At 35.6% G+C, this 13,200-nt stretch carries 15 protein-coding genes and 1 other annotated feature (1 of these 16 running past the window's edge); of the genes, 7 read left to right on the top strand and 8 right to left on the bottom strand.

The features are described 5' to 3' along the window. Window positions 1-16: a binding site (T-box leader), on the bottom strand (it extends 260 nt beyond the left edge of the window). 149 nt (window positions 17-165) lie between these two features. Next, on the top strand, window positions 166-1,482 hold the full coding sequence (locus tag ATZ35_RS09175) for a helix-turn-helix domain-containing protein (RefSeq protein ID WP_208926980.1): 1,317 nt from the start codon (window positions 166-168) through the stop codon (window positions 1,480-1,482). A gap of 82 nt (window positions 1,483-1,564) precedes the next feature. Here the strand turns inward: ATZ35_RS09175 and ATZ35_RS09170 are convergent, their stop codons facing one another. The 4 genes from ATZ35_RS09170 to ATZ35_RS09155 form a co-directional block, all read right to left on the bottom strand. Beyond that, window positions 1,565-2,014: an AraC family transcriptional regulator gene (locus ATZ35_RS09170; protein ID WP_208926979.1), complete on the bottom strand. Its 450-nt coding sequence runs from the start codon at window positions 2,012-2,014 to the stop codon at window positions 1,565-1,567. A gap of 194 nt (window positions 2,015-2,208) precedes the next feature. Continuing rightward, on the bottom strand, window positions 2,209-3,009 hold the full coding sequence (locus tag ATZ35_RS09165) for a MerR family transcriptional regulator (RefSeq protein ID WP_208926978.1): 801 nt from the start codon (window positions 3,007-3,009) through the stop codon (window positions 2,209-2,211). A gap of 409 nt (window positions 3,010-3,418) precedes the next feature. Then, window positions 3,419-3,886 (bottom strand): hypothetical protein, encoded by a 468-nt coding sequence (locus tag ATZ35_RS09160; RefSeq protein WP_208926977.1) that lies wholly within the window; start codon window positions 3,884-3,886, stop codon window positions 3,419-3,421. Between the two features lie 124 nt (window positions 3,887-4,010). Continuing rightward, entirely contained in the window at window positions 4,011-4,691 is a 681-nt protein-coding gene (locus tag ATZ35_RS09155; RefSeq protein ID WP_208926976.1) for a DUF4947 domain-containing protein, read from the bottom strand. Between the two features lie 257 nt (window positions 4,692-4,948). Here ATZ35_RS09155 and ATZ35_RS09150 point away from each other — a divergent pair, with 257 nt between their 5' ends. The 4 genes from ATZ35_RS09150 (at window position 4,949) to ATZ35_RS09135 (ending at window position 7,495) form a co-directional block, all read left to right on the top strand. After that, window positions 4,949-5,692 (top strand): TraX family protein, encoded by a 744-nt coding sequence (locus ATZ35_RS09150; protein WP_208926975.1) that lies wholly within the window; start codon window positions 4,949-4,951, stop codon window positions 5,690-5,692. A 213-nt stretch (window positions 5,693-5,905) separates the two neighbouring features. After that, the gene (locus tag ATZ35_RS09145; protein ID WP_208926974.1) at window positions 5,906-6,343 is read left to right on the top strand and encodes a hypothetical protein; all 438 of its coding nucleotides are present in this window, start codon (window positions 5,906-5,908) and stop codon (window positions 6,341-6,343) included. 17 nt (window positions 6,344-6,360) lie between these two features. Continuing rightward, the gene (locus ATZ35_RS09140; protein WP_208930457.1) at window positions 6,361-6,561 is read left to right on the top strand and encodes a helix-turn-helix transcriptional regulator; all 201 of its coding nucleotides are present in this window, start codon (window positions 6,361-6,363) and stop codon (window positions 6,559-6,561) included. A 28-nt stretch (window positions 6,562-6,589) separates the two neighbouring features. After that, window positions 6,590-7,495 (top strand): NAD(P)-dependent alcohol dehydrogenase, encoded by a 906-nt coding sequence (locus ATZ35_RS09135; RefSeq protein WP_208926973.1) that lies wholly within the window; start codon window positions 6,590-6,592, stop codon window positions 7,493-7,495. A gap of 18 nt (window positions 7,496-7,513) precedes the next feature. On the opposite strand, the gene ATZ35_RS09130 is transcribed toward ATZ35_RS09135, so the two are convergent. The 4 genes from ATZ35_RS09130 to glpK are packed head-to-tail and all read right to left on the bottom strand — an operon-like array spanning window position 7,514 to window position 10,637. Next, window positions 7,514-7,876 carry an MmcQ/YjbR family DNA-binding protein gene (locus ATZ35_RS09130; protein WP_208926972.1) on the bottom strand — a complete coding sequence of 121 codons (363 nt, stop codon included), beginning with the start codon at window positions 7,874-7,876 and terminating at the stop codon, window positions 7,514-7,516. Further along, window positions 7,866-8,264: a VOC family protein gene (locus ATZ35_RS09125; RefSeq protein ID WP_208926971.1), complete on the bottom strand. Its 399-nt coding sequence runs from the start codon at window positions 8,262-8,264 to the stop codon at window positions 7,866-7,868. The genes ATZ35_RS09130 and ATZ35_RS09125 overlap by 11 nt, the downstream gene beginning before the upstream one ends. 42 nt (window positions 8,265-8,306) lie before the next feature. Beyond that, window positions 8,307-9,110 (bottom strand): helix-turn-helix domain-containing protein, encoded by an 804-nt coding sequence (locus ATZ35_RS09120; RefSeq protein ID WP_244148139.1) that lies wholly within the window; start codon window positions 9,108-9,110, stop codon window positions 8,307-8,309. Between the two features lie 21 nt (window positions 9,111-9,131). Further along, window positions 9,132-10,637 (bottom strand): glycerol kinase GlpK, encoded by a 1,506-nt coding sequence (gene glpK, locus ATZ35_RS09115; RefSeq protein WP_208926970.1) that lies wholly within the window; start codon window positions 10,635-10,637, stop codon window positions 9,132-9,134. Window positions 10,638-10,978: 341 nt separating this feature from the next. On the opposite strand from glpK, the gene efaR reads away from it, so the two are divergent. Then, window positions 10,979-11,626 (top strand): transcriptional regulator EfaR, encoded by a 648-nt coding sequence (efaR, locus tag ATZ35_RS09110; protein ID WP_208926969.1) that lies wholly within the window; start codon window positions 10,979-10,981, stop codon window positions 11,624-11,626. Window positions 11,627-11,686: 60 nt separating this feature from the next. Continuing rightward, the coding region (gene zwf, locus ATZ35_RS09105; RefSeq protein WP_208926968.1) for a glucose-6-phosphate dehydrogenase at window positions 11,687-13,200 on the top strand (1,514 nt) is incomplete at its 3' end.

The raw sequence follows: 13,200 nt of genomic DNA, 5'->3' as shown, positions 1-13,200 counted from the left end.
TGGTCAGTATTTTTTCATTTTTTTCTCATATATTTTTAAACAATCTATCACGAAAACCAAATATAGTCAATAGTTTTTGCAAAATTTAAATTACGCACTAGAGGAAATCTTTTCCTTGTAGAAATCATGTATACTGTAATTATTCATGAAAAGAGGAGACCAATCATGCCGCCAGAACTGTTGACTATAGTACTAAATGATATTGAAAAAAATCTGGATAACTCACTTACAGCCGAATGCTTAGCTAATCAAGTAGGTTATTCTGTCTATTATTTTTATCGACAATTTTCTGCTGCTGTCGGAATGTCTTTATCCGCATATATTTTAAATCGAAGATTAAAAAAAGTACTCTATGAAATTGCTTCTGGAAAAAAAGCGATCGATACAGCCTTTTTATATGGCTTTGATACCTACGCAGGCTTTTATAAAGCGTTTGTAAAAGAGTATGGTTGTTCTCCTAAACGGTATCTGGCAATTTACAAAAATGAACTTAATGAAAAAAAAGAGAGAGAGATTCTATTAATGAATTTAAATAAACACGAAATTAAAACGGTTTTAAACAATTGGCTGATCGATCCTGTGACAACCATTGAAAAATGCTCAACGATCAATGGGATTCAACAAGAAAAAATGGTTTGGAAAATAGGCTCTGATGCATTTTTACACCACACCATGGATCGCAACGGTGAGTTAAAAAATATTGCCATTGCTGAAGCTTTAGCCAAACAAGGATTTGCCTCCTCAATACCGATCCCAACAATCAACGGGCAGTCGTTCGTTGAGAATAAAGCTTTGTTGGTTCTGAAAAAAGGAATCAAAGGGTCGCCATTAACAGTCGATACTATTTTCCAAAAAGAGCTCTACCCAATTGCTTATGGCACAGCGATTGCTCAGTTGCATAACGCATTTATAGCGTTAGAAGGACAAATTTTATGCGATCCCTCTAATTTATTTGAAACAGTAAAAAAATGGGCTCTACCTGATGTAGAAAATCAGGTAAAGCAATGGAACTTAGCCATTCCAGAACTCTTTTTCAACAATTATATAACAATATTTAGCAAACTTTATACAGAACTCCCAGTCCAAATGATTCATCGTGATCCCAACTTCGAGAATATTTTATTTTTAGAGAATAAAGTCAATGGCTTTATTGATTTCGACTTAGTTGAACAGAATATTCGTTTGGTTGATCCTTGCTATTGCGCAACGAGCATCTTAAGCCAAATGACCTCAGACCGTTATGATGACTGGTTGCCGCTCCTCACATTGATTTTGAAAAGTTACGACCAAATAAATCCATTAACAAAAGCTGAAAAATCTGCTGTATTTTACGTTATTTGTGGGATTCAAATGATTTGTGTAACCTATTTTGGTGATAGAGATAATGATGATCTGACGTTTAAAAAACTAGCCAAAGCAAATCGCGATATGTTGGAATTTATTGTCCACAAACAAAAAGAAATCGAAAGAATTTTTGACTAAAATTTAATTAATAACGTAAAGTTGAGCTGAAGTTGTTAGTCCTGCAAAAAGAAAAATCTACCTCTTCAGCTCAAATTTCTAATTAATCAATCGGTACACAAAACTCACAGTACCCCGTATCAATTTGTTTTACACGATATCGTTCTAAAATGGGACGATCAAAATCAACTACAAATGATTGTTTATTTTGAATATCTGATTGCCCCCACTCCATCCAAAAAGCTTGAACGGCTTCTTTAGTATGTTTTACTTTATAAATCGCATACTTACCACTTTCGAGTACAGATTCTTCCATTCCTTCAATCTTTTTCTGGCTTGCTGATACAGTTACACAAACATCATAAACGCATTGTTCTTTCGGCGTGTTTGGTCCACTCCAGGCAATTCCATAAATAACTAGATCCTCATTAAACAGATTTGCTTGTTTTAGTCGTTCTTTTAAGGTTGTCATCAGCTTCAAATTTCCAGTACCATATTCTCCAATTCTTCTTATATAAAAAATTCGTTGGCTGGGTATTGTTTCAATGTTCATGTGTTGTGTCCTCCTTTAATTTTGAGAGGCTATTGATCAATATCGTTCTCATGAATAAGAGTAATGCCTATTAAAATGATTTTCAAGGCTTATTTTAAACCTTTTTTAACTTGGTTCTTACAAATAAAACAGCAACCCCACAGACTAATAATCTGAGGGATCACTGTTAAATGACATTATTCAACTTGATTTTATCAAAGTGCTACTGGAAAATAGATCTCAACTATATTTTTATCAGGTGCAGTGGTATTAGGATCTGTTTGATAGATTTCAAATGGTGCTCCATTCATTATGTACCCTTGTTCTTCGATCCATTTTAAAATCTTGCTATATACTGAAGATAATTCTGTATAAGGACCAGTATACGTAGACACTGCGCATAGACTCACAGGAAAAGTTCTCGTTTGCTCATTTTGTTCAACAATCGGTACGGCTAATTCCATATCGGTATTTTCTGGATCAAAATCTGGACTATGGTAAATTGTTAGTGGCGGTCCTGTGGGCGTAAATTTTTCTGCAGTCAGACGACCAAACAGTTCTCCTATATAGCGACCATATTCATTGACATTCATTTGTTTTCTAAGATATAAAAGATTCATTTCTGGTACTTCTGTAAGTTTAACTTCAATTGTGTTCAAATAAGACATTATTTTATTTCCCCTTTCTAATATCGATAAATCATCAGTGATACGCTCCAATAATCGGGAATAACTCTGCATCTTTTGGCTGATTTCCTTTTTCTTTTTATTGATCGTTACCTGTAACAGTTCTTGATCCTGTTTACTTTCAAGAACTTGTTTAATTTCTTCTAAGGAAAATGTATATTCTTTCAATCTCTTGATCAAAAGAATGGTTTCAAGCTGACTTACATCATAATAACGATAACCACTTTTAACATCTGTAGACGTTGGTTTTAGTAAGTTGATTTCATCGTAATAGCGTAGTGTTTTGGGCGTAACCTGGGAAACCTTTGAAAAATCACCAATTGATAACATGATTACCTCCTAATTTAAAAGCGTAACGGGCTCGTTTAAACTCGTAGAAAAATAGGAAAAGATAGTTGTGACGCTTTTTGTCACAGATAGCTTTTATCTTTTTTCATAGAGTTTAGCCCGTGCAGCTAGATAACATTAAAAGCTGAAAGAGCTTGTCCAGCCTTGACACGAAAATAGGAAAAATTGACTGTGACGCTCTTAGTCACATTCAATTTTTATCTTTTTTCCGAAAGTCTAGCTCACGTAGCTAGATATGGTGACACCATTCCGCTTCGCTTCACCTTGTACTTTTCAACATCAGTTCATTTTATTCACTTTGTTTCAAAGCAACTATTTTTTTACTTGTCTCGAGACAAACTTATCATATAGGTTCCAGCTAGGGGAGAGTCAACAATTATTCTCAACTTTTTTATTTTCTTTTTTCTAGAGCCACAACAGCATAGTTGAGCAATTCAAATACTCGTGAAACAAATAACGCTTTTGAAAATGGTTTGTCTGCTGCAGCTACACTAAAGGCTTCTTTAAAACGCCGATCAATCGCTTTGTAATGAGGAGATGCCACATGAAAATGACCTTTTTTTTCAAAAATTTTATAATATTCAGATTCAAAATCCAACATTTTGGCTAATTCTTTTACATGATCAGCCGAAATCATAATCGTATTTTGTACTAGCTCTTCTTCTATTTCAACAATAGAGTAGCCTTCCCCAGCATTTATAAAATAAACATCCCCATACACAATCGGATAGGTCTTTGTACCGATTTTTATCAGGCCATTTTCTACAAACAACTGAATGATCTTGATTTGCTCCTCATGTTCTTGTTGTGACAGACTGAATAAATTTGATTGGTATTCACATAAATAATTACTTTTCACATACAGCCACTTCTTTCATCTTCGATTTAATAGTTAATTAATAGCATAGATTTTCCAGATAAACAATTGCTATCATAGCAAAAAAAAAGAGAAAACCATTGCTAGTCTCTCTCTTTAAATTAATTTATATAGTATTGATTTTCCCAGTAAACTCAATATAGTCTGTCATTGGTGTAATAAACTTAACGCTATTTTCTGATAGATAAACATTAGGTTTGCTTTGATCATCGTACACTAATAATTCTAGCTCCATACTTATCGCTGCTGCTAATGATAAATCTTTCGTAGCAAACATAAAGGCTTTTGCTTGTCCTTCAGTTAACTTACCTAGATCAAACTGTTCCTTGATCAATTGCCATTCGCTCTCTTCCAATCGATCGCGAATCGCTGCACTATCTGTGATGATCTGACTTGGTTCCCCTAGTTTGCTGATCACTTGTTCTTTATCATATTGTGAATAATCTGGAACAAACGCTGATATGTTCCCATCTCCTGATGACTCATAATAAACCTCTTCATCATCTTCTTCTGGATTAGGCACAAAAAGCTGCCCATTTGCCTCTGTTTGTTTCACTGTTTCTTTCTTACTACTTTCAGTTGTACTAGAAGGTGTCTTTACTTTTTTTGATTTACGCTTCTTTGTACTAGTAGTAGATTCCGCTTCCTTAGTCGAGCTTTCACTCGTTGTACTGGATACACTTGCCTCTTTGACTGAACTGCTAGATGCAGAGTCAGATTCACTTTTTGCGGCACAGCCTCCTAATAGTAATACCAATACCCCATAAAATAATACAGTTTTTTTCATTTTTTTCTCCTTTTTTAATCGCTAACCAACCTATACTCAAGCTTATCATAATTTTAAAGTAATGGAAATACCATTTGAGCCTTCAAATGCTGATTGATTTGTTTTTTTCTATCAGAAGTAAATTGTTGTAATAAACGTTCATCTTACTTCTCACTCTCAATTTTGTAAGACAATTGTTCGTTGATTCCCACGCCAAAAACAGTTATTTTTTTTATACTATAAAAAGTAATAAAATAACAATTAATTAGGAGAATAAAATGAACGGAAATCAATTGAAACTGATTATGATGGGCTTGATGCTACTTGATCATCTTGTTCCACTTTTACCACCACAATTCAGTACACCGATCCATATGTTGACCCGCTGCGTTGCTGTATTTTTTGCCTTTATGGCAGTAGAAGGCTTCCATTATACAAGCAGTCGAAAAAAATATTTAATGCGTCTTTACGGTTGGACTGCTATCATGTTTACAGGTAATGCTTTGATCAACACTCTGCTCATCAAAGAGCCGATGTATTATGCTTACAATAACATTTTTCTTACCTTAGCTATTGGTGTGACGATTTTAACACTAATCGATTTTGCTATACGAATAAAGGAACCTTTCTTTAAAATAACCTCAACACTTTTAGTAATTATTTTGACCTTGGTTACTACTTTAGGCTTGATTCCCGCAGAAGGCGGGCTTGTGGTTATACCATTTATGCTACTAAGTTATTTCTTCAGAGACAATGCGAAAAAAAGAAATATTTCTTATCTTATTTTGGCAATTCCTTTGATCATCATGCCTCTACTTGGTTTACCCGAATATTCTTTTGAGATGATCAAAGTACAGCTTGAAGGAAATCCAGAATTTCTATTTCTGACAGTCATTCCTTTTATTCATTTATATAACGGTCAAAAAGGCAGCAATAATCCGTTCTTTAAATATTTATTTTATGTATTCTATCCATTACATATTTGGGTGATTACATTAATCAACTGGTATTTGCATAGTTAAAATTAAAAAAGTCGTGTCAAAATGTTTTGACACGACTTTTTTTGTGTGTTATTGTATGTATAAACGTTTTAACAACCTGAATAAACATTTATACAAAAATAAAATACTCAAACAGAAACTATTTACACACCAAGGGTTCATCTTTTTGAGGTTTTAGCGTATTTAATAATTAAAATAGGTTGAACAAAACAACTATTATTTAGGAGGTTCATCATGATTTACCAATCAAAAAAAGCACTAGTTTTACTTATTTCAAATGTAGCAGTTTTCTTTTATTTATACTTAGGTCACTTAAATAAACTGCATTCAATTCAGGTCGATGCTCTTTCGTTATGGGGAAGCTTCTTTTTAACATTATTATTCTTTTTGGTTATCACAAACATTGCTGTATTGGTTATCTTTAATCTTGTCAATAACCTATTGAGTAAGAATAAAGCCCCAACAATTTCTGATGAACGAGATCGCTTGATTGAATTAAGAGCGGTTCGTAACCTATGCTTTTTAATGGCAGCTGGTTTCTTTTTAGCAATGGGTGCTCTAGCGATCCATCAACCGATTTCTATAATGTTTACTATTTTAGCTCTCACTGTATTAGTCTCAGCTGTTATTTCCTATGCTTCTTACATTTTTTATTATGAAAGAGGATATTAATTATGGGCAAGTCTTTGATCAACAACTCCATCCGAAAACAGCGATTTATGCATGGAGAAATGACCCAGCAGGCTCTAGCAGATGCTGTTGGTGTTACTAGACAAACCATTATTTCATTAGAACAGGAAAAGTACTCCCCTTCTTTAGAATTAGCCTTTAAAATCGCTAAAGTTTTTAATCAACCATTAGAAGAAGTTTTTTCTTATAAAGGACAGTAAGACAACATTAAATGAATCGAGGAAAAAAATGAAAGCAATCATTTGCACAGGCTATGGAGCACCTGATGTTCTTCAGTTACAAGAAGTCGATAAGCCTAAACCCAAAGATAATCAAATTCTAATAAAAATCCATGCTACAACTGTGGCTTCTGGTGATTGTGTCGTTAGAGGAGCAAAAAAATATGGCCCAATCATGAAGATCATGTTTGGCTTTAAACGTCCTAGACAACCAATCTTAGGAACTGAACTTTCTGGCGTTATTGAAGCAGTTGGCAAAAATGTTAGAAAATTCAAAGTAGGGGATGCCGTATTTGCTTTGACTGGCATGAAATTTGGCGGTTATGCTGAGTATATCTGTTTGACAGAAAATAGTGTTGTTTCACTAATGCCACAAAATGCTACGTTTGAAGATGCTGCTGCTTTAGCTTTCGGTGGAACAACAGCTCTTCATTTTTTAAGAAAATCTGGCATAAAACCTAATCAAAAAATCTTGATTTACGGTGCTTCTGGAGCTGTTGGCACAGCAGCAACACAACTTGCTGTTTATTTTGGCGCAAATGTTACTGGCGTTTGTAGCGCTCAAAATTTTGATCTAGTCCGCTCGTTAGGCGTTAATAAAGTGATCGACTACACGAAAGAAGATTTCAATACACTAAACAAAACATACGATATTGTTTTTGATGCAGTCGGAAAATTGAATAAAACGCAAGCGAAAAAACTAACCGATCAAAATGGAAAATTTGTCTCGGTCTCCAAAGGCATGGTCAAAGAACTTACAGATGATCTAAACCTGCTTAAAGAATTAGTTGAAAATGAGCAATTCAAAGCCACGATTGATAAAACCTATCCACTTGCAAATACAGCCCAAGCTCATGAATATGTAGAAATGGGGCATAAAAAAGGCAATGTAGTATTAACTATTATTGAAGGCTAAGTTTTGCCTTTTTTGTGTTTATTGATACTTCAATTGAACCTTCTTAGGTAATTTTTCAAGAACTAACCGATACGATTTTTTTAAAAATAGAGCTAACTGTTCTTCGGTAAAAGAAGAATTTTCTAGTAAAAAGGAATTCCAATGGGTTTTATTAGCATAATATCCAGGAACGACGTCTGAATATTGTTCTCGTAATAATTCATTTTCTGCGGGATCACCTTTAACGGTCATCACCCAATCACCCGCTTTATTAGTTCCAAGCATACAAAAACATTTCTTCTCAATGCCAAAATAATCGCAATCCCAATCTTCCCGATACTCAACTGTAGCTCCTGGCCATTTTCTTGCTTCATCTTTTAAATACTGAATTTTATCCTGCATTCGCTGCCCCCTTCTCCCCATTGCAAAACAAGCTCAATAAATTACCGTCTGGGTCTTTGATGATTGCGTAATATTGACCCCAAAAAGCCTGCCAAGGTTCACGAAAAAGTTCATAGCCAAACCCTTTCATTTTTTCGCATAATTGATCGATTTCTGCAGGAGAGTCACAAATAAAAGCTAATTCGATTTTATCCCCTGCACTTTTTGGCAGATAACCATAAATTCCTTCAATCATTTTTTTGGTATTTAGTGAGATACGCATTCCTTCGTTATTCAGTTCTACATAATCAGCCTCTTTTTCTCCTAGAGCTTCAAAACCAAATCGCTCATAAAATAAAATTGCTTCCTCCATCGATTCAACAATGATTCCCACCATATCTAGTTTCATTTTTGATTCCCTCCATTTCTTTTCCCCATTATAGTTGCAGGCTTAGATATTGTCTTGTAAAATTCCGACATGCTGACGAATTGACTGTGGTGATAATCCCGTCATCTTTTTTAATTTTTGAGAATAATGTGCTTGATCAAAAAAACCATATTTTTCGACTAAGTCCAGATGATCGATCGTTGGTCGACTGACCAATTCCTGGTAAACCTTTTGAAAACGTAAAACATCAAATACTTCATACGGTGAAAGACCCGTTTCTTCTCTAAATGTACGTTGTAAAGTGCGTTCAGATAAAGAACTACTCGCAATACTTTCAGAATAGCTGATCCCTCGATAATGTTCTTCAAAAAATGTCTGGATTGGTGCTGAGATTTTTTTTACAGTTAAACGATTCAAACGTTCTAAAAAATACAGATTTGCACTCTCGATCAAAGCACTAAGGGACTCTTGCCCAGATAAACACGCAATCAAATCCGTCGCTATACCTTTTTCAAACAAAGCTAACTCCAGCAACTGATCTTTCAACCCTTTAAAAGACTGACCTAAAAAAGGGTACATGCCGCCTAAATAATACCGAATACCAAAATAAATCAGTGGCTGATCCGAATATGAATAAAAAAAGTGTGTACTGGGACCGCAAATATTGACCTGTAAAACATCTAATTCAGTGCTCAATTGCACAATTACGTCGGAACACAAATCAGGAATGACTCTACTTGGCGGGCTAGATGAATCTGTATAACTAATCCAATACGATTGTATATAGGAACTTAAACGTACATCAGGAGCTACTTCTTGATAATCATTTACAGAATCTTGCCAAACTTTGGGTCGATACGTCATCATCCTGCACCTTCCTCACATGCTTTATTCTGTCGGCTTAAAAGCCATCGTTGCCTGAACTGCTCTTTTCCAGCCATCATACAGTTCCGTTCTCTTAGCATCGTTGATTTGTGCTTCAAATCGTTTGCCATGATGAGCAAATGCTTTAATTTCTGCTAAATCTTGCCAAAAACCAACAGCTAAACCAGCTAGATAAGCAACACCTAAAGCTGTAGTTTCAGAAAAATCAGCCGCTTCTACTGGTTTGTCAATGATATCTGCTTGGAACTGCATCAGTAAATCATTTTTTGAAGCTCCGCCATCCGCTCTTAATCGCTTAATTGTAATCTTAGAATCATTTTCCATCGTTTTGATCACATCAGCGGTTTGATAGGCTATCGACTCCAATGTTGCACGAATCAGGTGTTCTTTTGTTGTTCCTCTTGTTAAACCGAAAACTGCTCCTCTGGCTTCCTGGTCCCAGAATGGCGCTCCCAACCCCGTAAAGGCTGGTACAACATACACACCGTCCGAATCTGTGACTTGATTTGCTAATGCTTCTGAATCCTCAGCTTTTTCAATCAATTTCAATCCATCGCGTAACCACTGAACGGCAGAGCCTGCCACAAAAATACTTCCTTCTAGAGCATAATTGACTTTGCCATCTATTCCATAACCGATCGTAGTCAATAAACCATTATCAGATAAAATTGCTTGCTCCCCTGTGTTCATCACAATAAATGCACCTGTGCCATACGTATTTTTAACCATTCCTTTTTCAAAAGCCGCCTGACCAAAGAGCGCCGCCTGCTGATCACCAGCCATTGCAGCAATCGGGATATTTTCTCCATAAAAATGATAGTCTTCCGTATAACCATAGATTTCTGCATTTGAGCATACTTGCGGCAACATCATTCTTGGAACACCCAGAATATCCAAGATATCCTGATCCCAATCTAATGAATGAATATTAAATAGCATCGTTCGACTAGCATTCGTGTAATCTGTTTTATGTACTTTCCCACCCGTCAGTTTCCACAATAGCCAGGTATCGATCGTACCAAATAATAGTTGTCCAGCTTGTGCTTTTACTTTGGCATCTTTGACATTCTCCAGCAGCCATTTTACTTTAGTTGCAGAAAAATAAGAATCAATGATCAAGCCTGTTCGTTTTTGAATAAACTCTTGATGACCATTTTCTTTCAGTTCATCTGCTAATTCATTTGTTTGCTTAGATTGCCAAACAATGGCCCGGTGAATCGGTTCGCCTGTCTGTTTATCCCAAACAACCGTTGTTTCACGTTGATTCGTGATCCCAATTGCTTTGATTTGAGCAGGCTTTAACTTTGATTCGATCAGCACATCTGCAATCACAGACTGAACTGAATTCCAAATTTCATTAGCGTCATGCTCGACCCAACCAGGGTTTGGAAAATACTGAGTAAACTCCTTTTGGGCTTTGGCAATTTCCTGTCCATCATGATTGAAGATGATTGCTCTTGAACTGGTTGTTCCTTGATCTATCGATAAAATGTATTGTTTTTGTTTCATATTTTGTCCGCTCCTCGAAGATGATACTTTCATTATAAAGCAAAGTTCACTTAAAAGTCTTGTTCTATTATATAAAACGTTGATCAACTGGTGTTCTCATTGCTCAAAAATTCTAATTCTATTTTAACAATCCATTTTTTTATAATCCTGTACTCACCAATTTAAACTAAAATGTAAGCCAAAAAAACCGAGAAAACGTTATCAATCAAGTGTTTGTTCCCTATTTGTAGATTCAAAAAGTCAAACACACATTTTTTTCAAGATTAACATATTATTAAATGGTCAAAAAAACAATTTTCTGATAAACTTATGCTGATGGCTTCTTTGAAAGGATGAACGATATGACCCCAAATCGCGAAGACTACCTAAAACTGATTTTTGAATTAGGTGGCGATGAAAATAAAATCAACAATAAACAAATCGTCGCGGGCTTAGATGTTTCAGCAGCTTCTGTCAGCGAAATGATTTCAAAATTAGTAAAAGAAAAATTGGTCGAACATTCACCCTATCAAGGTGTTCAATTAACCGAGTCAGGTTTGAAAAAAGCAAGTACACTGATTCGTAAGCATCGCTTATGGGAAGTATTTTTAGTTGAACATTTAAACTACTCATGGAATGAAGTTCATGATGAGGCGGAAGTCTTGGAACATGTTACCTCTCAAACGTTAGCAAATCGTTTATCTGCTTATTTGGATCAACCCAAATTTTGTCCTCATGGCGGTGTCATCCCCGGAGATGATCAGCCAGTCCACGAAGAAAAACGTCAAACGTTAATCGACTATCCTGTTGGAACTACGATTCGTATTGCTCGCGTTTTAGATGAAAAAGATTTATTGGATTATCTTGTTTCGATTGATCTGCAAATTCATGAAGAATACACGATCAATGATATTGCAGCTTACGAAGGTCCAATCAGTATAAGTAACGAAACAAAGAAGTTAGCGATTAGTTATAAAGCAGCAAGCACTATTTTTGTGGATAAATTATAAGAACTGGTGGTTTCAGAAAAAATTCTGTCACAACCTCCATTATGAAAGCGGGGAAATGAAATGAATGAAAAAATAGCTCTATTTACTATATTTGGCGGCACTGGTGATTTAGCCAAAAGAAAATTATATCCTTCTTTATTCCGGTTATATCGTAAAGGCAATTTGGCTGAACATTTTGCTGTGATCGGCACAGCAAGAAGAGAATGGTCTGATGATTACTACCGCGAAATCGTTCGTGAAACAATCAAAGACTTAAATCCGACAAAAGAAGAAGCTGATGCCTTTTCAAGTCACTTCTATTATCAAGCACACAATGTCAATGACTCTGAGCACTACGATACGTTAAAAAAATTATCCGATACTTTAAATGACAAATACGATTTAGGCGGTAATCACATTTACTACTTAGCTATGGCCCCACAATTTTTTGGAACGATCGTTCAACATTTAAAATCACAAAAAATCCTAACAGACAACGGTTTTGATCGTTTAGTTATCGAAAAACCGTTTGGTGCTGATTATGCTTCTGCTTACCAACTAAATGAAGAAATTCGTGCTGTTTTCCCAGAAAAAGATATCTTTAGAATCGATCATTACTTAGGTAAAGAAATGATTCAAAATATCTCTGCGATTCGTTTTGCCAATAACATTTTCGAATCACAATGGAATAATCGCTATATCGATAATGTTCAAATCACTTTTGCAGAAAGTCTTGGTGTTGAAGATCGTGGTGGCTATTATGATCACAGTGGTGCCTTAAAAGATATGGTTCAAAACCACATTTTACAAGTTGTTGCATTATTAGCAATGGAACCACCTGTCGCTTTCTCAGAAGCAGAAATCCGCGCAGAAAAGGTCAAAGCCTTACAAGCAATCCGCTTGTATTCAGAAAAAGAAGCTTTGGAGAATTTTGTTCGTGGTCAATATGGTGAAGGAAAATTAGATGATCAGCAATTTGTTGGTTATCGTGAAGAACCAAATGTTGATGAACACTCACAAATAGAAACATTCGTTGCAGGTAAATTCTTGATCGATAACTTCCGCTGGTCAGGCGTTCCTTTCTACATCCGTACTGGGAAACGTCTAACTGAAAAAGGAACACGAATCAATATTGTCTTCAAACAAGTACCAGTCAATGTTTTTAAAGACGACATCGACAAATGTGGTGAAAAAACAGATTTGCCACCAAATGTCTTAACGATCTATATTCAACCAACAGAAGGATTTTCTATGACATTAAATGGAAAAGAGATTGGTCAAGGCTTCACGACGACACCAGTCAAATTAGATTATCGTCATAGTGCAGAAACAACAGGGAACAGTCCAGAAGCCTATGAAAAATTATTATTGGACAGTTTAAATGGTGATGGAACCAACTTCTCTCATTGGGATGAAGTTGCTCAATCTTGGCGCATCGTTGATATCATTCGTCAAGCTTGGGATAAAACCTCCGTTGATTTCCCTAATTATGCGGCAGGCTCTATGGGTCCTGATGCTTCGTTTGATTTGCTAGAAAAAGATGGATTTACCTGGGATTGGCAACCAGATATCTGGTACCGTGAACGTGGAAAATT

Source organism: Enterococcus rotai (assembly GCF_001465345.1).
Classification (GTDB): Bacteria; Bacillota; Bacilli; order Lactobacillales; family Enterococcaceae; genus Enterococcus_L; species Enterococcus_L rotai.
The sequence above is the reverse complement of the archived record's forward strand: the minus strand, read 5'-3'. Positions and strand labels throughout refer to the sequence as shown.

What these genes read in the sequence shown, in the direction of transcription:
- ATZ35_RS09175 (WP_208926980.1), top strand. Translation starts at nt 166, where the DNA reads ATGCCGCCAGAACTGTTGACTATAGTACTAAATGATATTGAAAAAAAT.
- ATZ35_RS09170 (WP_208926979.1), bottom strand. Translation starts at nt 2,014, where the DNA reads ATGAACATTGAAACAATACCCAGCCAACGAATTTTTTATATAAGAAGA.
- ATZ35_RS09165 (WP_208926978.1), bottom strand. Translation starts at nt 3,009, where the DNA reads ATGTTATCAATTGGTGATTTTTCAAAGGTTTCCCAGGTTACGCCCAAA.
- ATZ35_RS09155 (WP_208926976.1), bottom strand. Translation starts at nt 4,691, where the DNA reads ATGAAAAAAACTGTATTATTTTATGGGGTATTGGTATTACTATTAGGA.
- ATZ35_RS09150 (WP_208926975.1), top strand. Translation starts at nt 4,949, where the DNA reads ATGAACGGAAATCAATTGAAACTGATTATGATGGGCTTGATGCTACTT.
- ATZ35_RS09145 (WP_208926974.1), top strand. Translation starts at nt 5,906, where the DNA reads ATGATTTACCAATCAAAAAAAGCACTAGTTTTACTTATTTCAAATGTA.
- ATZ35_RS09135 (WP_208926973.1), top strand. Translation starts at nt 6,590, where the DNA reads ATGAAAGCAATCATTTGCACAGGCTATGGAGCACCTGATGTTCTTCAG.
- ATZ35_RS09130 (WP_208926972.1), bottom strand. Translation starts at nt 7,876, where the DNA reads ATGCAGGATAAAATTCAGTATTTAAAAGATGAAGCAAGAAAATGGCCA.
- ATZ35_RS09125 (WP_208926971.1), bottom strand. Translation starts at nt 8,264, where the DNA reads ATGAAACTAGATATGGTGGGAATCATTGTTGAATCGATGGAGGAAGCA.
- ATZ35_RS09120 (WP_244148139.1), bottom strand. Translation starts at nt 9,110, where the DNA reads ATGATGACGTATCGACCCAAAGTTTGGCAAGATTCTGTAAATGATTAT.
- glpK (WP_208926970.1), bottom strand. Translation starts at nt 10,637, where the DNA reads ATGAAACAAAAACAATACATTTTATCGATAGATCAAGGAACAACCAGT.
- efaR (WP_208926969.1), top strand. Translation starts at nt 10,979, where the DNA reads ATGACCCCAAATCGCGAAGACTACCTAAAACTGATTTTTGAATTAGGT.